This is a genomic window from Amycolatopsis sp. NPDC059027 (genome assembly GCF_042739735.1).
Lineage (GTDB): Bacteria > Actinomycetota > Actinomycetes > Mycobacteriales > Pseudonocardiaceae > Amycolatopsis.
This window is the reverse complement of record NZ_JBHYIK010000078.1, coordinates 19,640-42,809: the sequence shown is the minus strand read 5'-3', so window position 1 is coordinate 42,809 and position 23,170 is coordinate 19,640. Positions and strand designations below refer to the sequence as shown.

Below are 23,170 nucleotides of genomic sequence, written 5' to 3'. Positions count from 1 at the left end.
GGCCACTGGCACATCGAAAACAAACTCCACTACGTCCGCGACGTCACCTACCACGAAGACGCATCCCGAACCCGCACCGGCACCGCACCCCGCGTTATGGCCACCCTCCGCAACCTCATCACCAGCGCACTCAGACAAACCGGCTGGACCAACATCGCCAAAGGGCTACGCCACATGACCCGAGACATCAACCGACCACTCACCCTGCTCGGCATCCACCCCTAACCCCACAACGACTTTGCCGGAACCCTGCCCTCCCTTGGGGGGACTGCCCAGCAGCAGTCTACCGCGCACCCATGACAATTCCGGGGCGATGACGGAAACGGGGCCGAGTTGTCCACAATCGCCGGTGGCTGTGGACAAGTGGGTTCTCGTGTGGGCAGGGGTGCGCTGACGGATCATCTGGACGCCGCCCCTTGAAGTCCATTGTGGACGGTTACGTGACGAGGGGGCCCTTTGGTGCGTCCAGCGCACCGAAGGGCCCCCTCGTCACATCGGCGCCCCTTGTGGGAAGGGGCGGGAGAGGCTGCTGCGCCCGGTGGTGCGGCTGGTGCATCTCCTCGGCAAAAGGGCGGGCCCAGCCGACGCTGGACCGCCCGTTCGCTCGCTGCGACGCCGCTCGCCCCGAACGCTCCGAACGCGACACTCATCGTCCCGAACGGAGCGTTCGCGACGATGAGGCGTGGCGACCCTCGCGCCGCGCCAGTGCCGTGAACGACGCGTTCGCGACGTTCACCGTCTCCAACGACGCGTTCGAGACATCGCCGCCGACCCCTGGAGCCAGACTCGGCGCCCAAAGACCGTTCAACGGCATAACCATCCACAAAGGACAAACCAGCACGCCCCGCCCAGCGCGCACCCGAACCGATGGATCCAGCGCGGGCGATCTCGGCGGCAGTCAGCCCTTCAGACTCGCAACTCCTCCAGCGACTCCCGCAGTTTCCCCGCCACCGGAACCGGCCGCCGTGTCTCCCGGTCCACGAACACGTGCACGAAGTGCCCCTCCGCGACCAGCGTCTCGTCCGCCGTGTACATCCCGACCTCGTACCGCACACTGGATTTCCCCAGATGTGCCACCCGAAGCCCGACCCGCAGCGTCCCGGGGAAGGACACCGACGCGTGGTACCCGCACTTCGATTCCACGCACAACCCGATGACCTCACCGAGCGAGAAATCGAGCCCGCCCCGCTCGATCAGCCAGGTGTTGATCACCGTGTCCATGATCGAGTAGTGCACGACGTTGTTGACGTGCCCGTAGACGTCGTTGTCCTTCCAGCGCAACGGAACCGTCTGCCAGTGCGGGTACCCGTTCACCACAGCGTCACCGAGTCCCGGAGGATCGCTGCAAGATCCGAAGCAGACGCCGTGCGCGGAGCCATTGTCAAAAGCCGTTGCTGTTTCAGCGTTCCCTCCACCAGATTGTCCACATCGGACTCCGAATATCCGACGGCGCCGAGCCCGTTCGGGATACCGATCTCCCGCATCAGGCCGGTCAGCACCGCGGGCAGATGATCGGCGAAGTCGCCGGGCCATTCGAAGTCGGGTGCCAGCAGCCGGGCGACGCGCAGATGCCGGTCCGGCGCCGCCCCGAAGGTGAAGCGGAACGCGGCGGGCGCGGTCAGCGACACCGCCATCCCGTGTGGTACCAACGATTCCGAGGCAGGGTAACCGGAAGGGTGGAATTCGCCCACCTGCCCGGCGATCGGGTACGCGTTGGCGTGCGGGATGTGCACGCCCGCGTTGCCGAAGCCGAGCCCGGCGAGCGTCGCGGCCAGCGCCATCGCCTCGCGGGCCGCCGTGTCCGAACCGTCCCGCACGGCGGCGGGCAGCGCCCACGAAAGCAGCTGCAGCGACTGCTCGGCGAACATGTCGGCCAACGGATTCGAGCCGCAGTACGGCACCCGCTGCTCGGGACGTTTGCGTTCGAACGAGGTGAACGGTTTCGCGGTGTAGCTCTCCGCCGCGTGGCACAGGATGTCCATCCCGGCCGCCGCGGTCACCCCGGCGGGCTGGCTCACCGTGAGGCGCGGGTCGACGACCGCGAGCGTCGGGCGCAGCCGCAGGTGGCTGATCCCGCTCTTGACCCGCAGGGACAGCACGTCGAGCACGCACACCGTGGTGCTCTCCGCACCGGTCCCGGTCGTCGTCGGCACCGCGACCAGCGGTTTCAGCGGGTTCACCGGTGCTCGGCCGCCGCCGACCGGCACGTTGACGTAGTCCATCAGGTCGCCGTCGTTGCTGGTCAGCAGGTTCGCCGCCTTCGCGGTGTCGATGCTCGAACCGCCACCGACCGCGACGAACGCGTCCCACGGCCCGGTCCCGCGCGCGAACTCGACGGCCTTGCGCATGCTGACGTCGGTGGGTTCGACGTGCACGCCGTCGAACACCTCGGCTTCGATGCCGTAGCCGGTGATCCCCTCGGCGATGCGCCGCGGCCAGCCCGTCGCGGCGACGCCGGGATCGGTGAGCACGAGCACGCGCCGCGCGCCGAACTGCGTCAGGTCGTACCCGATCTCGTCGCTGGCGCCCGACCCGAATTTGAGCCCCGGCGCACCATACGTGAAGACTGTTTCATATTCGGTTGCCAAGGCCCTCGTCCTCGCTCTCTGCTCGGCCGAACGGATCTGTCGAAAGCGGACATTCAGTGCTATCCCAGTGTCTCTTCGTCCTGATCCGCCGAAGATCACTTGACGGCACTGAACGGTTCCCGCCTAAGCTTTCCCCATTAGATACCAACTAGGAGCGACCGTCGCCCAGACGGCAGTACGGATACTGACCGAAGCGGGAGTGGATCGGGTATACGCGGTCGTCGGGGAGTCCTTCCTGGAGCTTCTCGACGCTGTCCAGCGCGAGCGCTCGATCACCCTCGTCTCGGCGAGGCATGACGCCGGTGCCGCCTTCATGGCCGAGGCCGAGGGCAAGCTCACCGAGCGTCCCGCCGTGCTGCTCGCCGGCAGGGGGCCGAGCGCGGCGAACCTGGCCGTCGGCGTGCAGACCGCCTACCAGGACGAGACGCCGATGGTGGTGTTCCTGGAGACGCCGGCGATGGACCCGGCGCCCGGCAGCTCGCTGCCCGCCAGCGACCTCACCGCGATGTTCGAGCCGATCAGCAAGTCGTGTGTGCGGGCGCAGGACCCCGACGAGGTGCCCGGCCTGCTGGCCGAGGCGCTGACCTCCTCCCGTGAGGGACGGCCGGGGCCGGTCGTGATCGGCGTGCCCAGCGACGCGTGGGGAGTGCCCTACGACTCGGCGAAGCCGGTCGCCACGGTCCGCCCGCCCGCCACCGGCACTCTCGGCCGCTCCGCCGACGCGGTCGCGCAGCTGGTGGACGAGGCGCGGTATCCGGTGGTCATCGTCGGCGGCAGGGCCCGCTCGGCGCGCGAAGAGCTGATCGCCGTCGCCGACGAACTCTCCCTGCCGGTGTACAACGCGTTCCGGCGGCAGGACGCCTTCCCGGAGAACCACGCGCGCTACGCCGGTCACCTCGGCCTCGGCATCCCCGCCCGCCAGCTCGACGCGCTCGAGCGCGCCGACCTGGTGCTCGCGCTGGGCACCCGGCTGGACGAGGTCACCACCCAGTCCTACCGGTACCCGACCCCACAGCAGACCCTCGTGCTGGTCGGCACGGGCAGTGACGACACGCCGCGGCGCGGGCTGACGTTCCGGATCGACGCCGAGGTCGAGCCGTTCCTGCGTGAGCTGCGTTCGGTGGCCTCGCCGCGGACACGCCGGGCTTCGGCGGCCAACGCGGCGGTGCACACCTTCATGACCCCGCCCGACACCAGCGGCAACAGCAGGGTGCATCCGGCCGACGTCGTCCGCGCGCTGCGGAAGCTCTCGCCCGAGGACACCATCGTGACCAGCGACGCGGGCAACGTCGCGCAGTTCATGCACCGCTACTGGTGCTTCACCGCGCCACGCAGCCAGCTCGGCCCGAGCAACGCGGCCGTCGGCTACGCGGTGCCCGCCGCGGTGGCGGCGAAGATGGCCGAACCGCGGCGCACCGTGGTCGCGATGGTCGGCGACGCCGGGACGCTGATGACCGGCCAGGAGATCGAGACGGCGGTCCGCTACCGGGCGCCGGTCATCGTGGTGGTCTTCCAGAACGGGCTGCACGGCGGCTTCGCCGCGCACCAGGCGCGGGCCCACGGCAGGCTCACCGGTGTCACGATCCCGCTGGCCGATTTCGCTTCGTGGGCACGGGGGCTCGGCGCGGCGGGGTACACGGTGGACGACCGGGAGGAGCTCGAGCCGATCATCGCGAGCGCGCTGGTCCGCCAGCGTCCGTGCGTCATCGACGTGCGCACCGATCCCGACGTCGTGGCCCCGGACGTACGGCTGTCCGGGTTGCTGGGTGCGGTCCGTCCGCAACCTCCTGTGACATAAGGAATTTCTCAGGGACTCACAGGGAAGTTCTGCCGCGCCGGCGGAAAACTCCGGTAGCCTGACGGTGTTCCGGATCGGCGATGACGTCGCCGAACCTTTTTGTCGGTGCCCGGTGGCACCCTGGCGGTCATCACCCCAAGCGGGTCCCAGAACGAGGGGAGTTCGACATGGCCGACGAACAACGCGCGGCAGAGTCGCGCAAGGCGTCCGAAGTGGTCCCGGTGCAGTTCAGCGCCAGTGCGGAGGCCCACGACGACGTGGTGGTGGCGGCCCATCGGGACGCCTCGTGGCGGTCGCCGTTCGGCACTGAGCCGCGGCGGGCGGCGAGTGGCGGATAGTACACACCACTCTGGGTGACACGGGTTGTCGGCCGGGCCGACCCTGTGCTTTACTTCGAGTGGTCTTGTTTTTTGTGTTCGTGGTGAATCACGCTCGCAGAATTCAGCGGGCGCAGTGTCTCCTCATCGAGGAAGCAAACCGTCCGGGTTCGACCCGGGTCGCCGACTGGCTTCCTGATTTTGGTGTTATACATGGAGATTTTTGATGACTCAGGGCACTGTGAAGTGGTTCAACTCCGAGAAGGGGTTCGGCTTCATCACCCCCGACAACGGTGGCGGCGACGTCTTCGTTCACTACAGCGAGATCCAGGGTAACGGCTTCCGTACCCTCGAAGAGAACGCCCGGGTGGAGTTCGAGATCGGCCAGGGCCAGAAGGGCCCGCAGGCCACCTCGGTCAACCTGATCTGACCCACGCACTTACCGCAAGGGCCGCCACCGTTCGCCCGGTGGCGGCCCTTGCCGTGTCTGTGGTCCACAGTGGATTCCGCCGGCGCCGTCCACCGGAAATGGGATCACTCGATCGGGGACAGCGCTGGTCAGTAGGCTGCCGGGCATGGTTGAGACCGGGTACACCGTCTCCGGAATGTCCTGTGGCCACTGTGCGCAGTCGGTCACCGAAGAGCTCACCGAACTTCCGGGAGTGGCCGGAGTGGACGTCGACGTCGCCAGTGGCCGCGTCACCGTCCGCAGTGCCACACCCCTGGAGGCCGACGCGGTTAGCGCGGCGATAACCGAAGCCGGATATCGGTTCGAAGGCGTGACGAGCCTGGCGCCGTAGCGGGGCCTTCACCTTCGGCTTACGTTGCAACCCTGCTGCAACCCTTTCCCGCCGGGGACGTCCCGGAGTCTGCTGTTCCTCCAGTAACGCCGGCAGGGAGGGCACGCGGTGGGTGAAGCGGTGGCGGGCATCGTCGCGAATCCGGCGTCCGGACGGGACATCCGCAGGCTGGTCGCGCAGGCTTCCGTCTTTCCCACCGCCGAGAAGGCGAACATGGTGCAGCGCCTGCTCGCCGCCTTCGCCGCCAGCGGGGTTCAGCGTGCCGTTCTTTCGTCCGACCTCGGCGGGATCTCCGCTTCGGTGGGGCAGGCCCTCGACCGGGGTGGCCGTCCTCCCGAGGTCGAGTTCTGCGATGCGGAACCGCTCACCGGGACCGCCGTGGACACCACCAACGCCGTCCGCCGCATGGTGGACGAGGGCGCCGGGGTGATCGTGTGCCTCGGCGGCGACGGCACCGCGCGCGTCGCGGCCGCCGCCTGTGGCGACGTGCCGCTGCTCGCGTTGTCCACCGGCACCAACAACGCCTTCCCCGAGATGCGTGAGGCGACCGTCGCCGGGCTCGCGGCGGGGCTGATCGCGAGCGGCCAGATCGATCCGGACCTGGTGACCCGCCGGATGAGCGTGCTCGAAGTGGTCACCAAGGCCCGCCGCGAAATCGCCCTCGTCGACGTCTGTGTGTCGCTGATCAGGCACGTCGGCGCGCGAGCGCTGTGGGAACCCGCGTCGCTCACCGAGCTGTACTGCACTTTCGCCGAGCCCGACGGCATCGGGTTGTCCAGCATCGCCGGTCAGCTTTGCCCCAGCCCGAGATCGAGCGCCGACGGCGTCGCGCTGCAGCTCGGCCCGGTCGGGGAGACGCCGTACGTCGTGCAGGCGCCGATCGCGCCCGGGCTCGTCGTGCCGGTGGGGGTGCGCGGCTGGGGTGTGCTGCGGCCCGGGGTGCGGGTCGAGCTCGCGGCGGCGGGCGGGGTGATCGCGGTCGACGGCGAGCGTGAGCTGGAGCTGAAGAACGGCGAGAGCGCGTTCGTGGAGCTGCGCTCGGAGGGGCCGTGGTGCGTGGACGTCCGCGCGACCATGGCGGAGGCGGCCCGGCGGGGGCTGCTCCGCACCACCACCGCGGCGGCGCCGGGCAAGGAGCGCCGAAGATGACCGGGCTCCTGCGCGAGGCGTACCGGATGATGCGCACGATCCGGGTCTTCGAACAGTGCGTGCACGACGCTTCCGCCCGTGGCGAACTCCCCGGGGCCGAACGGCTGCACGCCGGTGACGAGGCCGCGGCGACCGGGGTCTGCCTGCATCTCGACGAGCGGGACGCGATCGCCGGAACCCAGCGGGGCTACGGTCACTGCATCGCCGGTGGTGTCGACGTCAAGGGCATGATGGCCGAGCTGTACGGCCGCCGTACCGGGTCCCGCCGCGGCAAGGGCGGCGCCCTGCACATCGCCGACCTCGCGCGCGGCATGCTCGGCGCGAACGGCGTCACCGGCGGCCCGACCCTGATCTGCGGTACCGCGCTCGCCGCGAAACAACAGGGCACCGGAGGTGTCGGCGTCGCGTTCTTCGGTGACGGCGCGAGCGGGGACGGCGCCACCCTCGAGGCGCTGCATCTGGCCACGACCTGGTGTCTGCCGGTGCTGTTCATCGCCGAGAGCACCGCCTGGCCCCGGCGGTCGCGCGGCTGGTCGGTGGCCTCGGACAGCATCGCCGATCGCGCGGCCGCGTTCGGCATGCCCGGCGAGATCGTCGACGGGCTCGATTTTTTCGCCGTCTACGAAGCCGCCGGGGAGGCCATCGTCCGCGCGAGGAACGGCGGCGGGCCGACGCTCATCGAGGTCCGGCGGCTCGCGATCCCGCCGGGGTGCGCGCACGGGGACTGCCTGGAACGGTTCCGTGGCACGGTACTCGACGGCGGCGGGCTCGAAGAGTCTATTTTGGACAGAATCGACGGCGAGGTGGCCGCGCTCGTCGCGGCTTCGGTCGCCGAAGCGAAAGCGGCGCCGGAACCGGCTTCGGCCGATCCGGAAGCCGACGCCTGAGTTCTCCGGTCGAGAGGAGCCGCCGATGACCCGCGCGACGAGCTACCGCGAGGCGATCATCGAGGCGCTGACGCAGGAGATGACGCGGGACGCGTCGGTCATCGTGCTCGGGGGCGGCGGGATTTCGGCGCCGGGACTTTCCGTGCGCTTCCCCGGCCGGGTGCTGGGTACGGCAGGCTCCGGCTCCGCGTTCGTCGGCGCGGCGATCGGTGCCGCGACCCGTGGGCAGCGGCCGGTCGCGGAGCTGGCGTTCCCCGGCTCCGGCGGCATCGGCCTCGACCAGATCTTCGGCCAGGCGGCCATGTTCCGCTCCCTGCTCGGGGGTGCCGCGAACACGCCGCTGGTGCTCAGGATGGCGTACGGGACCGGGCTGTGCCCGTACCCGATCTTCACCCACCTCCCCGGTTTCAAGGTCGTAGTCCCGGCCACACCGTATGACGCCAAAGGTCTTATGGTGCAAGCTATCCGTGACGAAGATCCGGTTATCTTCTGTGAGCACAAGGCTTTGTACGACGTCGTCGGCGAAATCCCTTGCGACACATACACTCTGGCGTTCGGTGACGCGAACGTCGTCCGCTCCGGCGGCGATGTCACACTGGTCGCGCTCGGCCGGATGGTGCCGCTCGCCGAGCAGGCCGCGCGCGAGCTGGCGGTGTCCGGAATCGACGCCGAGGTCATCGATCCCCGCACTACGAGCCCGCTCGACACCGCGACGATCCTCGGCAGCGTCGGCCGCACCGGTCGGCTGGTGGTCGTCGACGAGGCGTCGCCGCGGTGCAATCTCGCCACCGACATCTCCGCGTTGGTGGCGAAGGAAGCGTTCGGCGCATTGCGCGCGCCGATCGAGATGGTGACGCCGCCGCACGCCCCGGCGCCAGGTCCGCGTGTGTTGGAGAATCTCTGCCCGCCGGACACTCAGCGTGTCGTCAACGCCGCCAAAACCGTCGTCGGCTGGCGCCGGTGACGGTGCTCACGCGAGGAAATCCCTGCGTACAGGCTAGGAATCTCCGACTCCGTAGTGCAGACTCCCTCTGCGAGCACTGGGAGCGGCGGTGGGACTACGGAGCCTCGAGGCAGCGTTGCCGGCTGGGGTGGATCCTCGGCAGCACGCGCGCGTCCTCGCCCGCATCCATGACGCCGCGCTGTCCGGCAGGGCCCTGCCGGGCCGGCCGCGGCCGGTGATCGGCGCGTCCTGGCAACGGATGCGGCAGCTGGGGATGGACCCGGACCGCGGCGCAGGCGGGCCCCGTCTCAAGATCGAGGAAATCGAGGAACGCCGCAGGCGGTGCGGGCTGGCCGAGGTGCTCCCCACCCTGCGCGGCGGCCTGCTCGCGATGGCCGAGCAGGCCGCGCACATCATGGTCGTCACCGACGCCGACGGGCGGATCCTGTGGCGTGAGGGCAGCGCGCCGGTGCGGCGCCGCGCCGACGCCATCGGGTTCAGCGAAGGCGTCGACTGGCACGAGAACGCCGTCGGCACCAACGCGATCGGGACGGCACTCGTCGCGCGGCAGCCCGTCCAGGTCTACTCGGCGGAGCACTACGTCCGCGCGCAGCACGACTGGACCTGTGCCGCGGTGCCCCTGTGCGACCCGCGCGACGGGCAGCTGCTCGGCGCGGTCGATCTCTCCGGTCCGGCCTCGACGGTGCATCCGACGACGTTGGCCCTGGTGGACGCCGTCGCCCAGCTCGCGGAGGCCGGCCTGCGGTCCACCCACGGGACGGAGCTGGAGCGGCTGCGTGGCATCGCCGTCCCGGTGCTGGCGAAGGTGCGGGGACGCGCGATCGCCGTCGACGGGCACGGCTGGGTCGCGGCCACCGCCGGGCTCGCCCCGGTCGACCGGATCGCGCTGCCCGCGGGTTGTTCGCCGGGCCGGGCCTGGCTGCCCGCGTACGGAAGTTGCCAGATCGAGCCGCTGCCCGGCGGCTGGCTCGTGCGGCTCGCCGATGGCGGCGACGCGGCCGACGCGCAGCCGACCCGCGTCGTGCTCGACGTCCGCGCGCCGCGCGAGCCGACGCTGACCGTGTCCGGCGACACGGGCACCTGGACACACCGCCTCAGCCCGCGGCACGCCGAGATGCTGTACGTGCTGGCCTGCCGCAGGGACGGCCGATCGGCGTCGGAACTTTCGCTCGACCTCTTCGGCGACGCCGCGCGGACGGTCACCGTGCGTGCCGAGATGTCCCGGCTGCGGCGGCATTTCGGCGGCATCCTCGGCGGGCGCCCGTACCGGTTCGCCGACGACGTCGAAGTGGTGATCGAACGGCCTGCCGATCCGGCCGAGGTGCTGCCGCACTCGCTCGCCCCTGCCATCCGCGGCTGAAGCCGATCTCCACCCGCGCCTCCACCCGTCGACGGTCCCGCTCCACCCGGCCCCGTACCTAGCGTGATCGCCACGAACAAGGCGGCCCATGCCGAGGGGCGGGAACGAGGGGGAAGGATGAAGATGGTGATCGGACTGGTGGTGGTCGGCCTGATCGTGCTGATCGGGTTCATCGCCTACCGGTTGATCCTGGTGGAGCTGATCACGAAGATGAGCGATCACCACTGACGGGCACACCGTGGAGCACCGGCCGGAGGGGGACGTGGCGAGACGAGGGCGGCCGCTGCTGCCGGACACGATCGCGCCGAGCTGGCTCGTCGTGCAGTTGCTCGGCACGCTCTTCTCCGTCGCGACGCTGCTCACCGCGCGAGAGTCGCAAGCGTGGATCTGGGCGTGTTACGGCGTCTCCGCCGCGCTGTGGATGGGCTTCGTGGCGACCGCGCACTGGCGGCCGATCCCGGCGGCGGTGCTGCTGGCCGCGGCGAGCGTCGTGCCCGCGGCGGTGCTCGGCTGGGCGCAGGACTCGTCGGCGATCATCCTGTGTGTCATCGCGCTCGGCAGGCTCGCGACCCTGACGAGGGTCAGCGTCACGGTCATCGTCGGCATGGCGCTGCTGGACATCACGCTGGTCCTGTCCTCCAGCGCGTTCGCCGGGGCGAGCATGACCGAGGCGGCGACCGACGTCGGGATCATGCTGCTGCTGTTGCTGATCGGGCTCAACCGCCGCCAGTACGAGGTGCAGGCGGCGCAGGCCGAGCAGCTGCTGGAGCAGACCCGGCTCGCGCAGGCCGAGCACGCGCGGGCAGCGGCGCTCGACGAGCGCACGCGGATCGCGCGGGAACTCCACGACGTCCTCGCGCATTCCCTTGGCGCACTGGGCGTCCAGCTGGAACTCGCCGAGGCGCTGCTGGCCGAGAAGTCCGATGTGGACGGTGCATTGCGGACGGTCCGGCGGTCCCGGCGGCTCGCCGCGGACGGGCTCGCCGAAGCACGCGACGCGGTCGCGGCGTTGCGTCGCGACGTCCTGCCGCTGGCCGAAGCGCTGGCTGCCGTCGCCGACGCGCACGCCCGCGATCACGCGGTGAGCGTGGATTTCGCCGCGACCGGCGAGGTGCGCCCGCTGCCGTCGGCGGCGGTGGTCTCGCTGGTCGGGGTCGCGCGGGAGGCGTTGACCAACGCCGGGAAACACGCGCCGGACCAGCCGGTCACCGTGCGGCTGGCGTACGAGGCCGACCTCGTCCGGCTCTCCGTGAGCAGTGCTCTCGTTTCGGCCGGGCGCTCTCAGCCCGGTGACGGCGGCTTCGGGTTGACCGGGATGCGGGAGCGTCTCGCGCTCGCGGGTGGCACCCTGACCTCCGGCCCCTGCGACGGGGAATGGCGAGTGGTGGCGGAGGTACCGGCGTGATCAGGGTCGTCGTCGTGGACGATCAGCAGGTGGTGCGTGAAGGACTCGTCGCGCTGCTCGGGCTGCTGGACGATGTGGACGTCGTCGGCTCGGCCGCCGACGGACGGCAGGCGCTGACCCTGCTCGGTACGACACCGGCCGATGTCGTGCTGATGGACCTGCGGATGCCCGAACTCGACGGCGTCGCGGCGACCCGCATGATCACCCGTGACCACCCCGGCACCGCCGTCGTCGTGCTGACGACGTACGCCGACGATGTGTCCATTGCGGACGCACTGCGCGCCGGGGCGCGGGGTTACCTGACCAAGGACGCGGGCCGCGCCGAGATCGGAGCGGCGCTGCGCTCGGCCGCCGCGGGACAGGCGATCTTCGACGCCAAGGTGTCGGAACGTCTCGTGGCCGCGCTGGACGCGCGGCCCGCCACCCGTGCGAAACCGTCGTTGCCGGATGGCCTGACCGCCCGCGAGGCGGAGGTCGTCGGGCTCATCGCCCGCGGGCTGACGAACGCGGAGATCGCCGCCGAGCTGTACATCGGCGAGACGACGGTGAAGACGCACATCAACAACGCCTTCGCGAAGATCGGCGTGCGGCATCGTGCCGAAGCCGTCCGCTACGGGCTGGACCACGAGCTGTAGCCCGGTTTTCTCCACCCCGATCTCCACCCTCGGGGCGTCCCGATCCACCCGTGCCAGGACCTACCTTCGTTTCCGAAGGGCGAAGCGGAACGGTGCGGAGGAAAAGCCATGGGGCACATCGAAAACCTGGCCGAGGGCGGCAACACGAACATCGGCGAGATCATGAACATCCTGCTGGTCCGGTTCGGGGTGATGGCCGCGGGGATCGCCGTGCTGGTGCTCGTCGTGTTCACCATCGCCGTCGTCCTCAAGCGCAGGGGCAAGCTGGGCGCCGCCCGGCGCTACGTGGAGCCGCTGGCCCGCGGCTACGTCGAGAACCGTGCGGCGCGGCGTGGCAGGGGCGGGCGCCGGGGCGGCGGCTGGACGGGCGCTGTCGTCGAGGGCGTCGTGAAGTACGTGGAGAACCAGGACACCGGCCGGAACCGTCGCGACGACCGGGACGGCCCGCGGCGCTGATCCGCCAAGGAAATCGGGAAGGTGAGCGGAGATGGAACGGGTACTGGCCGAAGGCAACGGCGGCGAGATCATGGGCGAGCTGCTGCACGATTTCCTCATGAAGGGCGTCATCGTCGTCGTGCTCGTCGTGGTGGTGCTCATCGCCATGGTGGTGATCTGGAAGACCGTCGGCAAGAAGCGGGACTGAGGTCCCGTCACGAAGCGGCTGGATCGCGGAGCAACGGTTCGGCGACCTTCGCCAGGTGGTCGAGGCGCTCCAGGGTCCCGGCCTCGGGCAGCGTCGGCATCAGGAACGACACCTCGTCGACGCCGGCGTCGGCGAAACCCCGCACCAGTTCGGGGTCGCCGGGCGCGCCGAACACGCTGATCCGGACGTCGGCCCGGCCCTGGTCCGCGAGCCAGGAGCGCACGCGGCGCAGCTCGTCGAGCGGGGTCACGAAATGCGGCAGCCAGCCATCCGCGTGTTCGGCGAGCCGCTTGAGCCCCGCCGGTCCCTGACCGGCGACGTAGATCGGCGGATGCGGTTTCCGTACCGGCTTCGGCCACGAGAAGATCGGGTCGAAGTCGATGTGCTCGCCGTGGAACTCCGCCTCGTCCTTGGTCCAGATCTCCTTGAGCGCGCGCAACTGCTCGGTCAGCAACGCGCCCCGCGTCCGCGGATCGACGCCGTGGTTGCGCATCTCCTCGATGTTCCAGCCCGCCCCGACCCCGAACACCACCCGTCCGTTCGAGAGCAGATCGAGGCTGGCGATCTCCTTCGCCGTGTAGAACACGTCGCGCTGGATCATCAACGCCACCGCGGTGCCCAGCCGGAGTTTCGACGTCGCGGACGCGACGGCGGTCAGCGCGACGAACGGATCGAGGTTACGCGCGGCGCCGCGCGGCAGTTCGCCGCCGGGATAAGGAGTCTCCCTGCTGACCGGGATGTGGGAATGCTCCGGGAGGAACAGGGAGTGGAACCCGCGCTCCTCGATCGCCGCCCCCAGCACATGCGGCCGGATACCTTCGTCGGTCACTGATGTCGCGATCCCGAAGTCCATACCTGGCAACGACTCCGCCGGGCGCCCGAATATTCCGGCCGGCAGGTGTCAGGCGGCAGGTGACCGTTCCGTGATCTGCACGCGATACCGCCCCGGGGTAATACCGAACTCCCGCTCGAAGGCGTGTGAGAGTGCATACGGGCTCCCGTAGCCGACGCGGTCCGCGATGGTGGACAGGGTGTCGGGAGTGTCCCGGAGCAGGGTGGCCGCGAGCGTCAGGCGCCACCAGGTCAGGTACGCCATCGGCGGGCGGCCGACCAGAGCGGTGAAGCGGCGCGCCAGGGTGGGCCGGGAGACGCCTGCCGCCGCGGCCAGGCGGTCGTTGGTCCACGGGGCGGCCGGGTCCGAGTGCACTGCCCGCAGCGCGGCGACCGTCACCGGGTCGCTCAGCACGCGAGGCCAGGCCCCGCTGGTGGCCTCGTCCATCCACGAACGGATCACGTAGACGAAGAGAAGGTCGAGCAGGCTCGGGAGCGCGACGCAGGCGCCGGGCCGTCTTTCGTCCAGCTCACCGGCGAGCAGATCGATCGCGGCGCGGAGTTCGGGATGGCTGCCGACTCGGCTGGGCAGGTGCACGACCCGCGGTAGCTCGGCCATGAGCGGGTGCAGGCGGCTGCAGTCGAGCCGGTACTTGCCACAAAGCAGCTCCGTGTCGCCGCGATCGGACCGGTCGTTCTCCGCGAGCCGGCGCTCGAACGGCACCGCCCGCTCCAGCGCGTTCGCCGTGTCGGCGAGGGAATCGGCGAGCACATGGCCGGTGCCATGGGGCAGCAGCACCACGTCACCCACGCCGAGGGACACGGGGTCGCCGCCGTCGGGCAGCAGCAGGCAGCCGCCCTTCAGGACGACGGCGAAGCCCGCCCCGACGTACGGATCCAGTCGTACGCACCAGCTCCCGCCGATCCTCACCCGATCGGAAGAGGGGTGCCCGAGGCGCACGGCGGAGATCGCGTCGCTCACCACATCCATGCCAGGATCGTATCCCACACCTCAGCGGTGAGACGAATGCGTATTTCGCTGAGCTGGATAAGCATTGAGACGGTCGTCAAGCCTTCTTAGGATTGGTCGCATGACAACGGAACGCATCGTGCTGGGGGACGTCGAGATCATCCGGATCGCCGAGTGGCAGGGCCCGTTCATGCCCGTCTCCGACCTGGTACCGGACGCCGATGCGGAGGTGCGGAAGGACAACGAGGACTGGCTGGCGCCGGACCACTGGGAGCCGGACAGTGACCGGGCGGTGCTCGCGGTGCAGTCGTGGGTACTGCGCAGCGGCGGACGGACCGTCCTGGTCGACACCGGAGTGGGCAAGGGGCGCGAACGCCCGGCCTCGCCGCCGTTCCACCACTGGCAGAGCGATCTTCTCGAACTCCTGACGGCCGCCGGTGTCGACCCGCGCGAAGTCGACGTCGTCGTCAACACCCACCTCCACGTCGATCACGTCGGCGGGAACACCGTCGAGGCGAACGGGGAGTGGGTACCGGCGTTCCCCAACGCCGAATACCTCATTCCGGCCGCCGACGACTTCCATTTCGGTCCGGACAACGCTTATGGGAACACGTCACGGCAGGACGAACGCCTGATCCACGAGGACAGCATCGCGCCGCTGCACCGGGCAGGGCAGGCCGTGCTGTGGGACGGCAGCCACCGCATCGACGAACACCTCACCCTCGAATCCGCGCCCGGCCACACACCGGGTTCGTCCGTGCTGCGCCTGAAATCCGGCAGCGACCGGGCGGTCTTCGTCGGGGATCTGCTGCACAGCCCGGTTCAGCTCCTCCAGCCCTCGTGCAACAGCAGTGCCTGCCTCGCCCCGGACCAAGCGGCGGCCAGCCGTCGCCGGGTTCTCGCCAGGGCGGCCGACGAGCGGGAACTGCTCGTCCCCGCGCACTTCGCCGGTGCGGGCGCGGTGGAAGTCCGGCGGGAGAACGGGGAATTCACGCTCGGCCCCTGGGCGGCGACCGGTACGCGCTGAACAGCGTCGGTGTCGTCCTCCCGCACTCGGCGACGACCATCGTGCTGACATGCCGACTACCGGGTGCTCGTCGGCGCACACTCGTGCTCATGCAGGTCGAATCAGGCGACGAGAAACGTAGCGCGGTGGACCGAGAAGCCACCGGGAACGCACGACACGAACGTGAGCAGGCCGCCGACGAACGTGAGCAGGCTGCCGACGAACGTGAGCAGGCCGCCGACGAACGTGAGCAGGCCGCCGATGTGCGGGAGCGGATCGCGGACGATCGGGAGGGTCGCGCCGATGTGCGGGAGGAGGGACTTGCCGGGTGGGAGCGGCGGCTGGATCGGCGAGATCGTGTGCGTGGCGCGCCCGTCGCCAGTCCGTGGGAGCGCGGCCAGGAGGCCGCCGTGCGGGCTCGCGCGCTCCTGACGGCCAGCATGGCGCGGTTGGATCGCAGCGAGGAGGCCTTGCGGCGCGCGCGGCAGTGGCAGGAGCGGGAGCAGGACGCGGTCGATCGCGAGATCGCGGCTTCGCGGCGTGAGCGGTCTTCGTCGCTGGACCGGCAAGCGACGGGATCGCTGCTGGCCGCTGCGGCCGACGCGCTGCGAACGCAGCTCGTCGCGACGGCCCGCGAGCTGGCCGAGGTGGAGGAGTCCTTCGCGGACCATCATGATCGGCTCGCCCAGGAGGATTCGGACGGCGCGGCGGACCGGCGCCTGGCCGAGGCCGCTCGGGCCAGGGCCCGGGTGGCGCGCGAGACAGCCGAACGGTTCCTGCCTTGATACCGCGCATGATGGCGACGCGCTCGGCTGCCGACGGCACGCTCCCCGCGTCGCTCGCTCTGGCGTTCGACCCGATCGGCCGAACCGGGTGTCCAGTCCGTTGTGGACAGTGCGCTCCCCGCGCCGCGCTTCGAGCGGGTTGGGGACCGCGCCCATGCCCTGCGGCTAAGGTGACCACGGTCAGGTAGGACTTGGGGAGGAACGGCGATGACGACGACCGCGACGCAGCCCGCGCCGCCGGGCGGCCCCGGCGCTCCACCGCCCGAAGAAGGCCGCGGCGGAATCGCCGGTCTGCTCGAACTGCCGGGGCAGGCGGTGCGCGCGGTCACCCGGTCCGCCGCGACCACCCCCGGCAGGCTGACCGTGATCGCCGTCGGGCTGGTGCTGCTCTCCCTGCTGGCCGGTCTCGTCGCGACGTTGTCCGTGCAGGGGCGCAAGAACACGATCAACGGTCTCATCGAGCACCGTGAACCCCTGGCAGCCGCGGCACAGCAGGTCTACCGCGCGCTTTCGGACGCGGACGCCACCGCGGCGAGCGCGTTCCTTTCCACCGGCGTCGAGCCGCCCGAGCTGCGTCAGCGGTACGAACGGGACGTCGCCGAGGCGGGCGCGGCGCTGGCGAAGGCGGCGTCGGACTCCGCGGACGTCACCGAGGCGGCCGCCCAGGTCGACGTGCTCAGCCAGCGGCTCCCGGTCTACACCGGACTCGTCGAGACCGCGCGGGCGAACAACCGGCAGGGTTTCCCGGCCGGCGCGTCCTATCTGCGCGAAGCGTCCGAGCTGATGCGGACGAAGCTGCTGCCCGCCGCGCAGGAGCTCTACAAGGTCGACACCGCCCGCCTGGCCGACGAGCAGGACGACGCGACCGGGTTCCCGTGGCTGGCGACCCTGCTGGTGCTGGCGCTGCTCGCCGCGCTGATCGTCACCCAGGTGCATCTGACCCGGCGGACCAACCGCCTGCTGAACGTCGGCCTCGTGGTCGCGACCGTGTGCGTCGGGGTCTCGCTGCTGTGGGGCGCGGCGGCGCTGGTCGTCCAGGGCGTGTTCGTCGGGAACGGCCAGGACAACGGTTCCCGTCAGGTCGACGCGCTGGTGCGGACGCGGATCACCGCGCTGCAGGGCCGCGCCGACGAGACGCTGACGCTGGTCGCGCGCGGCGACGGCGGCGGGTACGAAAAGGACTTCGCCGGGCTCGCCGTCCAGCTCGTCGGCCAGGACGGCAGGAGCGGCCTGCTCGGCGAGGCCCGTGGCCTCGCGAACGGTGGTGACGCCACGGGCAAGATCGACGAAGCCGGGCGGGCGGCGGCCGACTGGCTGAAGGCACACAAGGAAGTGCGGCGCTTCGACGACGACGGCCAGTACTCCGACGCCGTCGACCTCGCCATCCGTCACGACCGGCAGAACGGTGCGGCCCCGGCGTTCCAGCGGCTCGACGACAGCCTGCAGGCCGCGATCAACGTGGGACGCCAGGCGTTCCTCGACGACACACGGGCGGGCGACCGCGCGCTCACCCTGCTGGCACCCGGCCTCGCGGTGCTGGCCGTGGTGGCCGCGGCCGGTGCGACGATGGGGATCCGGGAACGGCTGAGGGAGTACCGGTGAGGAAGCGGAATGTCGTGCGGGCGGGTGTGCTCGCCGCGGTCGCGGTGCTGGCTGGGTCGTTGTCGGCCTGCGGGAGCGCGGGCAAGCCGATGGATCCGGCCCCGGTCAGCGAGGCCGCCTGGCCGCCGCCCGCGCACGTGGCCGGCGGCGAGACGGGGGCGGGCGGGTCGTCGGACACCAGCTGCAACCCATTGGCCAGTCTCGCGCCGACCGGGGGCACGGCGATCTCGGCCGGATCGACCATGGCGAAGATCAAGGAACGCGGGAAGCTCATCGCCGGGGTCGACCAGACGACGTACCTGTTCGGTTCGCGCAATCCGGTGAGCGGCAACCTCGAAGGCTTCGACATCGACATGGTCAACGAGGTCGCCGACGCGATCTTCGGCAGCCATCAGGGCAAGGTGCAGTTCCGTGCGATCACCTCGGGCCAGCGCGAGGACGTGCTGATCAACCACGAGGTCGACATCGTCGTGCGGACCTACAGCATCACCTGCGCGCGCAAGAAGAAGGTCAACTTCTCGTCGGTGTACTACGTGGCGGGCCAGCGGATCCTGGCGCCGAAGGAGGCGAAGGCCGACACACTCGCCGATCTGTCGGGCAAACGCGTCTGCGCGGCGAAGAAGTCGACACCGCTGACGAAGATCACGACCGACCCGGCGAAGGTCGTGCCGGTGTCGGTGGACAACTGGTCCGACTGTCTGGTGATGCTTCAGCAGGGTCAGGTGGACGCCGTGTCGACCGACGACACGATCCTCGCCGGGATGGCCGCGCAGGATCCGCAGCGGATCGAGGTCAAGGGACCGCGGTTCACGACGGAGAACTACGGCATCGGCATCCCGAAGGAAAACGACGACATGGTGCGGTTCGTCAACGCGGTGCTGGAGAACGTGCGCAGGGGCGACTGGCAGAAGAGCTACGACGCCTGGGTCGGCAAGCCGCTCGGCGCGGCGAGCCCGCCCGCCGCGCAGTACCAGTGACCGCGCGTGCCGTCCCGAGGGACGCCCTTGTCGCACTCCGGCCAGCCGTACCAAAGGCGTCTGCAGCACATGGCAACCCCCATGGCCCCGGAACTTTTCAGCGAGCGGCGGTTGGCGGTGCGTCGCGAATGCTCCGTTCGGGACGATCAACGTCGCGAACGGTCCGTTCGCGCGCACGGCGGGCACCGCTGGACCGTTCGTGCCCCACTAGGATCGATGGCGGACTTCGTCGCGGTGAAAACGGGAGGTAGCAGTGTCGGAGGAACCACGCCGTCCCCGGCACGCGGCACCGGACGAACCGGAGGAGCGTGCCCAGCCCGTCGAGCCCGCCGGTACCCCGGGCTGGACGCCGCCCCCGCCGGTGCGCTGGGACACCCCGGAGCCGTCCATCTCGGGCCGTCTCGACGGAACGCCGGAGGAGAAGCCCGAAAGGCGGCCGTCCGGCGGCGACGCGGAGACCGTCTTCCACGCGCCCGTGCGGCGTCCGCCCACTCCGCCGCGTGGCCAGCCGCAGGCCCAGCCGCCGCGTCCGCCCCGGCAACCGCCGTCCCCGGTGGCCTCCGGTGCGGACGATCCGACCAGGCCGCCGGGTGAGCTGAACCCGGTCGCCCAGCCGACCCAGGCGGTGCGTCCCGTCGCGAGCGTCGCGCAGCCGACGAGTGTGCTCGCCGCGCCGACGCCGGAAACGCAGAGCATCATGCCGCCCGCGCCGCGCGTCGACGCCGGCGCGGAGCCCTTGCCGGACCCCGGCACCGAGAGCGTCCTGCCCGAGCGGTCCAGCGAGGGACACGGGACCGGGAGCCGCGGCACCGGGACGGGAACCGGCACGGGCACCGGGACCGGCAGTGGTTCGGGCGGTGGCGCGTTCCCCGCGACCTCGCGCCGGACGTCCTCGCGGACGTCGCGGCGGTCCCGGCGCGGCAGGCTCGGCGCCGGTCTGGTCGAGGTGCCGCCGGTGCCCTACCGCGACCCGTCGACGGCGGTGCTCGAGAACCCGGTCGTGTCGGAGGAGAAACGCTTCTGCGGCAGCTGCAACGCCAAGGTCGGCCGCGGCAAGGACGGCGAGCCCGGTTCACCCGAGGGCACCTGTGCCAACTGCGGCGCGCCGTTCTCCTTCATTCCCAAGCTGAAACCGCACGAGCTGGTCGGTGGCCAGTACGAGGTGCTCGGCGCGCTCGCCTACGGCGGCCTCGGCTGGATCTACCTCGCGCAGGACCACAACGTCAGCGACCGCTGGGTCGTCCTCAAAGGACTGATCGACACCGGTGACGCGACCGCGATGGCCGCCGCGGCCAACGAGGAACGGTTCCTGGCCGAGGTCGAGCACCCGAACATCGTCAAGATCCACAACTTCGTGCAGCACCCGGATCCGCAGACCGGGAACTCCGTCGGCTACATCGTGATGGAGTACGTCGGCGGCCAGTCGCTGCGCCAGCTCGCGCTCGCCCACCACCGCGAGACCAAGCGGCCGGAGCCGCTGCCGATCGGCCAGGTCATCGCGTACGGCCTGGAGATCCTCCCCGCCATCGGCTACCTGCACTCGCAGAACCTGTTGTACTGCGACCTGAAGCCGGACAACGTCATCCAGACCCACGAGCAGCTGAAGCTGATCGACCTCGGCGCGGTGCGCCGGATGGACGACTACGAGAGCCCGCTGTTCTTCACCACCGGCTACAGCGCGCCCGAGCTGGCGAAGCAGGGCGCGTCGGTCGCCTCGGACCTGTACACGGTCGGCCGGACGCTGGCCGTGCTGAGCTTCGAGTTCGTCGGCTACACGACGAAGTACAAGGCGACGCTGCCCGGGCCCGACGTGGTCCCGCTGTTCGCGTTGTTCGGTTCGTATCACCGCTTCCTCAAGCGCGCGACGCACGCCGACCCGGAACGGCGGTTCGTCTCCGCCGAGGAGATGGCCGATCAGCTGACCGGCGTCCTGCGCGAGATCATGGCGATGGGCACCGGGAAGCCGCGGCCCGGCGCGTCGACCGTGTTCGGGCCGGAGAGCCGCACGTTCGGGGTGGACATGGTCGTCCCGGAACCGGGCGCGAGCGTGCCGTTGCCCGAGCCGGTCGAGGTGGTCTCCGGCCTGCCGCTCCCGCAGGTCGACACGGACGACCCGGCGGCGGGTGTGCTGGCCACGACCACCGCGCTCGACCCGAAGGGCGCGATCGAGGCACTGGCCGGCGCGCCGCGCGAATCCATCGAGGTCCGGCTGCGCATCGTGCGGGCGCGGATCGAGCTGGGCGAGCTGGTCGAGGCGCAGCGGCAGCTGCAGGCCGCGCAGTACCTGGCGATCAGGGCCGGTTTCCCGCACGACTGGCGGATCGACTGGTACCGCGGCCTCATCGAGCTGGCCGGCGGGCGTCCGCGCGTCGCGCACGTCGCCTTCGACGCGGTGTACGACGACCTGCCCGGCGAGATCGCGCCGAAGCTGGCACTGGCCGTCAGCGCCGAGGGCGTCGGCGACTACTTCGGCGCCGCGCGGTTCTACGAGCTGGTGTGGCGAACGGACCGTTCGTACGTCAGCGCCGCATTCGGGCTCGCCAGGGTGTACCTGGCGCAGGGCGCGCGGGCGAGCGCGATCGAGGTCCTCGAAGCGGTGCCGCAGTCGTCGACGCACTACGTCGACGCGCAGGTCGCAGCCATCAAGATCAAGACCAGGGTCAACGGCGGCGGCAAGGAGCCCGCCGGTGTCTCCGAGCGCGACCTCGTCGACGCCTCAGGCAGGCTCGAACGGCTGAACCTGGACGCCGAGCGCCGCACGCGCCTGTCCGCCGAGGTCCTGGAGTCCGCGCACGACTGGCTGCGGGCGCCGGGCCAGACCGGCGCGTCGGCGGGCGCGCGGGTGCTGGGCTGCGCGCTGGAGGAGCGGGACCTGCGCTTCGGCCTGGAGCGCTGCTACCGCACGCTGGCCCGGCTGGCGGGGACCACGAAGGAACGCGTCGACCTGGTCGACCGCGCCAACGCCATCCGCCCGAGGACCCTGACCTAAGGTGACGTCGCGAATGCGCCATTCACGGCGTTGAACGTCGGCGATGCGCCATTCGCGACGCCACACCGGCGTGACCGCCGTCGTCGGGTGCGAGACGTAGGTCATACCCGGCGCTGTCACACCGGGCCGGGTCCTTCCGTCAGTGCTGTGTAACCAACGACAACAGCACTGGGAGCAGCGCATCATGGAAGCTCGGTTGAACGTCTTCGGTAACCCGGCCGCCGGCAAGTTCCTGAAGTACATCGCCTCGGCGGGCAAGGTGGTCACGGACTCGGCACTGCCCGCCGCGACGCAGGAACTCGTGAAGATCCGGGCGAGCCAGATCAACGGCTGCGGCATGTGCCTCGACATGCACACCAAGGAGGCCACCGCCGCGGGTGAGACCGCGGTGCGGCTCAACCTGATCGCGGCCTGGCGGGAGGCCACGGTCTTCACCGAGGCCGAGCGCGCGGCGCTGGAGCTGACCGAGGAGGGCACCCGCATCGCGGACACGGCGGGCGGGGTCGGCGACGAGGTGTGGGCGAACGCGGCCAAGCACTACGACGAGGACCAGCTCGTCGCCCTGGTGTCGCTGATCGCCGTCATCAACACCTTCAACCGGCTGAACGTCATCACGCGGCAGCCGGCGGGGAACTACCAGGTCGGCCAGTTCGGCTGACCGGGGGTAACGGTCCGGAGGGCGGCCGCGCGTCCTCCGGACTTCAGCCCGCGAAGGCCGGTCAGGGGTTGATCTCCCAGTCGCGCTCTTCGCGGGCGCGCTTGGCCTTCTCGTGGGCGGCGGCCAGTTTCTCCAGCGCCTGCGGGTCGCCGTGGGTGCTGAAGTGGTCGAAGCCGACGACGACGAACAACGCTCGCGCGCTGACCGCGATCGGCCCGTCTTCGGCGTCGAGACGCCCGTTGGCGCTGACGTAGATCTTGCGACCGGCGATGCCGTCGAGCCGCGTCGAGATGTACAGCGTCGATCCGACCGGCACCGGCCGCCGGAAGTCGGTCTCGAGCTTCCCGGTTACCGCGGGCCTGCGCAGCAGGTTCCCGACCGTCGAGCCGAGGGCCTCGTCGAACGCGCAGGCCAGCAGCCCGCCGTGGGCGAGGCCCGGCGCGCCCTGGTGCGCGGCGGTCACGGTGAACTTCGAGTGCACCGTCTGCCCCTCGCCGACCCGCGACCGCAGGTGCAGACCGGATTCCACCTCGTCGCCGCAGCCGAAGCACTCGCCGAAGTGCACACCCAGCTCCGTGCCGGCGGGCGGTGCCTTCGGATGGGCCTCGGCGGGCTCCACCGGCACCGGCGGCCAGGGTTGAGAAACACGACTCATGGACTGACGTTAACTCGACAGTGGTTACGCGCCGCACGCGACCCACGCGCCGTCGGCCTGCACCGTGAGCGCTCCGTAGTCGGAAATTGCCGAACCGTAGATCATTTCCGATTCGTTCTGCCGAGACGGCTCCGTCACGCAAGACTGGGTC

General features: G+C 70.5%; 23 protein-coding genes and 1 pseudogene. 19 read left to right on the top strand and 5 right to left on the bottom strand.

Annotated elements, in window-relative coordinates; genetic code table 11:
• A pseudogene (locus ACFWY9_RS37630) lies at positions 1 to 225 on the top strand (ISAs1 family transposase); the annotation flags it as partial.
• A gap of 681 nt (positions 226 to 906) precedes the next feature.
• Here ACFWY9_RS37630 and ACFWY9_RS37625 read toward each other — a convergent pair.
• Entirely contained in the window at positions 907 to 1,317 is a 411-nt protein-coding gene (locus ACFWY9_RS37625; RefSeq protein WP_378329680.1) for an acyl-CoA thioesterase, read from the bottom strand.
• Complete coding sequence (locus ACFWY9_RS37620; RefSeq protein ID WP_378329681.1) at positions 1,311 to 2,588, bottom strand: hydroxyacid-oxoacid transhydrogenase; 1,278 nt, start codon at positions 2,586 to 2,588, stop codon at positions 1,311 to 1,313. Before ACFWY9_RS37620 ends, ACFWY9_RS37625 begins: the two co-directional genes overlap by 7 nt.
• Positions 2,589 to 2,724: 136 nt before the next feature.
• Here ACFWY9_RS37620 and ACFWY9_RS37615 point away from each other — a divergent pair, with 136 nt between their 5' ends.
• From ACFWY9_RS37615 to ACFWY9_RS37560, 12 genes are all read left to right on the top strand, one after another.
• Positions 2,725 to 4,386 carry a thiamine pyrophosphate-dependent enzyme gene (locus ACFWY9_RS37615; protein ID WP_378329743.1) on the top strand — a complete coding sequence of 554 codons (1,662 nt, stop codon included), beginning with the start codon at positions 2,725 to 2,727 and terminating at the stop codon, positions 4,384 to 4,386.
• A gap of 167 nt (positions 4,387 to 4,553) precedes the next feature.
• On the top strand, positions 4,554 to 4,724 hold the full coding sequence (locus ACFWY9_RS37610) for a hypothetical protein (RefSeq protein WP_378329682.1): 171 nt from the start codon (positions 4,554 to 4,556) through the stop codon (positions 4,722 to 4,724).
• Between the two features lie 205 nt (positions 4,725 to 4,929).
• Positions 4,930 to 5,133 (top strand): cold-shock protein, encoded by a 204-nt coding sequence (locus tag ACFWY9_RS37605; RefSeq protein WP_153036265.1) that lies wholly within the window; start codon positions 4,930 to 4,932, stop codon positions 5,131 to 5,133.
• Positions 5,134 to 5,278: 145 nt separating this feature from the next.
• Entirely contained in the window at positions 5,279 to 5,503 is a 225-nt protein-coding gene (locus tag ACFWY9_RS37600; RefSeq protein WP_378329683.1) for a heavy-metal-associated domain-containing protein, read from the top strand.
• A 108-nt stretch (positions 5,504 to 5,611) separates the two neighbouring features.
• Positions 5,612 to 6,652, top strand: a complete 1,041-nt coding sequence (locus tag ACFWY9_RS37595; protein ID WP_378329684.1) for an ATP-NAD kinase family protein — start codon at positions 5,612 to 5,614, stop codon at positions 6,650 to 6,652.
• The gene (locus ACFWY9_RS37590) at positions 6,649 to 7,539 is read left to right on the top strand and encodes a thiamine pyrophosphate-dependent dehydrogenase E1 component subunit alpha (protein ID WP_378329685.1); all 891 of its coding nucleotides are present in this window, start codon (positions 6,649 to 6,651) and stop codon (positions 7,537 to 7,539) included. The genes ACFWY9_RS37595 and ACFWY9_RS37590 overlap by 4 nt, the downstream gene beginning before the upstream one ends.
• Positions 7,540 to 7,564: 25 nt before the next feature.
• Positions 7,565 to 8,503 (top strand): alpha-ketoacid dehydrogenase subunit beta, encoded by a 939-nt coding sequence (locus ACFWY9_RS37585; RefSeq protein ID WP_378329686.1) that lies wholly within the window; start codon positions 7,565 to 7,567, stop codon positions 8,501 to 8,503.
• An 88-nt stretch (positions 8,504 to 8,591) separates the two neighbouring features.
• The gene (locus ACFWY9_RS37580; protein WP_378329687.1) at positions 8,592 to 9,863 is read left to right on the top strand and encodes a GAF domain-containing protein; all 1,272 of its coding nucleotides are present in this window, start codon (positions 8,592 to 8,594) and stop codon (positions 9,861 to 9,863) included.
• Positions 9,864 to 10,125: 262 nt separating this feature from the next.
• Positions 10,126 to 11,268 carry a sensor histidine kinase gene (locus ACFWY9_RS37575; RefSeq protein ID WP_378329688.1) on the top strand — a complete coding sequence of 381 codons (1,143 nt, stop codon included), beginning with the start codon at positions 10,126 to 10,128 and terminating at the stop codon, positions 11,266 to 11,268.
• On the top strand, positions 11,265 to 11,903 hold the full coding sequence (locus ACFWY9_RS37570) for a response regulator (protein WP_378329689.1): 639 nt from the start codon (positions 11,265 to 11,267) through the stop codon (positions 11,901 to 11,903). The genes ACFWY9_RS37575 and ACFWY9_RS37570 overlap by 4 nt, the downstream gene beginning before the upstream one ends.
• 108 nt (positions 11,904 to 12,011) lie before the next feature.
• On the top strand, positions 12,012 to 12,359 hold the full coding sequence (locus ACFWY9_RS37565; RefSeq protein WP_378329690.1) for a hypothetical protein: 348 nt from the start codon (positions 12,012 to 12,014) through the stop codon (positions 12,357 to 12,359).
• 31 nt (positions 12,360 to 12,390) lie between these two features.
• Positions 12,391 to 12,546: a hypothetical protein gene (locus ACFWY9_RS37560; protein ID WP_378329691.1), complete on the top strand. Its 156-nt coding sequence runs from the start codon at positions 12,391 to 12,393 to the stop codon at positions 12,544 to 12,546.
• Positions 12,547 to 12,553: 7 nt separating this feature from the next.
• Here ACFWY9_RS37560 and ACFWY9_RS37555 read toward each other — a convergent pair whose 3' ends face one another.
• Both ACFWY9_RS37555 and ACFWY9_RS37550 read right to left on the bottom strand, forming a co-directional pair.
• A complete protein-coding gene (locus ACFWY9_RS37555) occupies positions 12,554 to 13,399 on the bottom strand; it encodes an LLM class F420-dependent oxidoreductase (protein ID WP_378329692.1) in 846 nt (281 codons plus the stop codon).
• A 48-nt stretch (positions 13,400 to 13,447) separates the two neighbouring features.
• Positions 13,448 to 14,368 (bottom strand): AraC family transcriptional regulator, encoded by a 921-nt coding sequence (locus ACFWY9_RS37550; RefSeq protein ID WP_378329693.1) that lies wholly within the window; start codon positions 14,366 to 14,368, stop codon positions 13,448 to 13,450.
• A 100-nt stretch (positions 14,369 to 14,468) separates the two neighbouring features.
• Between ACFWY9_RS37550 and ACFWY9_RS37545 the strand changes: the two genes are divergently transcribed.
• From ACFWY9_RS37545 to ACFWY9_RS37520, 6 genes are all read left to right on the top strand, one after another.
• Positions 14,469 to 15,374: an MBL fold metallo-hydrolase gene (locus ACFWY9_RS37545; RefSeq protein ID WP_378329694.1), complete on the top strand. Its 906-nt coding sequence runs from the start codon at positions 14,469 to 14,471 to the stop codon at positions 15,372 to 15,374.
• A gap of 89 nt (positions 15,375 to 15,463) precedes the next feature.
• Positions 15,464 to 16,138, top strand: coding sequence for a hypothetical protein (locus tag ACFWY9_RS37540; RefSeq protein WP_378329695.1), 675 nt, complete (start codon positions 15,464 to 15,466; stop codon positions 16,136 to 16,138).
• 207 nt (positions 16,139 to 16,345) lie between these two features.
• On the top strand, positions 16,346 to 17,740 hold the full coding sequence (locus ACFWY9_RS37535; RefSeq protein WP_378329696.1) for a hypothetical protein: 1,395 nt from the start codon (positions 16,346 to 16,348) through the stop codon (positions 17,738 to 17,740).
• The gene (locus ACFWY9_RS37530; RefSeq protein ID WP_378329697.1) at positions 17,737 to 18,717 is read left to right on the top strand and encodes a glutamate ABC transporter substrate-binding protein; all 981 of its coding nucleotides are present in this window, start codon (positions 17,737 to 17,739) and stop codon (positions 18,715 to 18,717) included. The genes ACFWY9_RS37535 and ACFWY9_RS37530 overlap by 4 nt, the downstream gene beginning before the upstream one ends.
• Before the next feature lie 253 nt (positions 18,718 to 18,970).
• Entirely contained in the window at positions 18,971 to 21,706 is a 2,736-nt protein-coding gene (locus tag ACFWY9_RS37525; protein WP_378329698.1) for a tetratricopeptide repeat protein, read from the top strand.
• 184 nt (positions 21,707 to 21,890) lie between these two features.
• Positions 21,891 to 22,364: a carboxymuconolactone decarboxylase family protein gene (locus ACFWY9_RS37520; RefSeq protein ID WP_378329699.1), complete on the top strand. Its 474-nt coding sequence runs from the start codon at positions 21,891 to 21,893 to the stop codon at positions 22,362 to 22,364.
• 61 nt (positions 22,365 to 22,425) lie between these two features.
• Here ACFWY9_RS37520 and ACFWY9_RS37515 read toward each other — a convergent pair whose 3' ends face one another.
• Entirely contained in the window at positions 22,426 to 23,019 is a 594-nt protein-coding gene (locus tag ACFWY9_RS37515) for a PaaI family thioesterase (protein WP_378329700.1), read from the bottom strand.
• Positions 23,020 to 23,170 lie beyond the last annotated feature (151 nt).

Excerpts from the sequence above, each read along its gene's own strand:
- ACFWY9_RS37610 (WP_378329682.1), top strand. The coding sequence starts at position 4,554 with ATGGCCGACGAACAACGCGCGGCAGAGTCGCGCAAGGCGTCCGAAGTG.
- ACFWY9_RS37605 (WP_153036265.1), top strand. The coding sequence starts at position 4,930 with ATGACTCAGGGCACTGTGAAGTGGTTCAACTCCGAGAAGGGGTTCGGC.
- ACFWY9_RS37600 (WP_378329683.1), top strand. The coding sequence starts at position 5,279 with ATGGTTGAGACCGGGTACACCGTCTCCGGAATGTCCTGTGGCCACTGT.
- ACFWY9_RS37590 (WP_378329685.1), top strand. The coding sequence starts at position 6,649 with ATGACCGGGCTCCTGCGCGAGGCGTACCGGATGATGCGCACGATCCGG.
- ACFWY9_RS37585 (WP_378329686.1), top strand. The coding sequence starts at position 7,565 with ATGACCCGCGCGACGAGCTACCGCGAGGCGATCATCGAGGCGCTGACG.
- ACFWY9_RS37565 (WP_378329690.1), top strand. The coding sequence starts at position 12,012 with ATGGGGCACATCGAAAACCTGGCCGAGGGCGGCAACACGAACATCGGC.
- ACFWY9_RS37560 (WP_378329691.1), top strand. The coding sequence starts at position 12,391 with ATGGAACGGGTACTGGCCGAAGGCAACGGCGGCGAGATCATGGGCGAG.
- ACFWY9_RS37555 (WP_378329692.1), bottom strand. The coding sequence starts at position 13,399 with ATGGACTTCGGGATCGCGACATCAGTGACCGACGAAGGTATCCGGCCG.
- ACFWY9_RS37550 (WP_378329693.1), bottom strand. The coding sequence starts at position 14,368 with ATGGATGTGGTGAGCGACGCGATCTCCGCCGTGCGCCTCGGGCACCCC.
- ACFWY9_RS37545 (WP_378329694.1), top strand. The coding sequence starts at position 14,469 with ATGACAACGGAACGCATCGTGCTGGGGGACGTCGAGATCATCCGGATC.
- ACFWY9_RS37540 (WP_378329695.1), top strand. The coding sequence starts at position 15,464 with ATGCAGGTCGAATCAGGCGACGAGAAACGTAGCGCGGTGGACCGAGAA.
- ACFWY9_RS37535 (WP_378329696.1), top strand. The coding sequence starts at position 16,346 with ATGACGACGACCGCGACGCAGCCCGCGCCGCCGGGCGGCCCCGGCGCT.
- ACFWY9_RS37520 (WP_378329699.1), top strand. The coding sequence starts at position 21,891 with ATGGAAGCTCGGTTGAACGTCTTCGGTAACCCGGCCGCCGGCAAGTTC.
- ACFWY9_RS37515 (WP_378329700.1), bottom strand. The coding sequence starts at position 23,019 with ATGAGTCGTGTTTCTCAACCCTGGCCGCCGGTGCCGGTGGAGCCCGCC.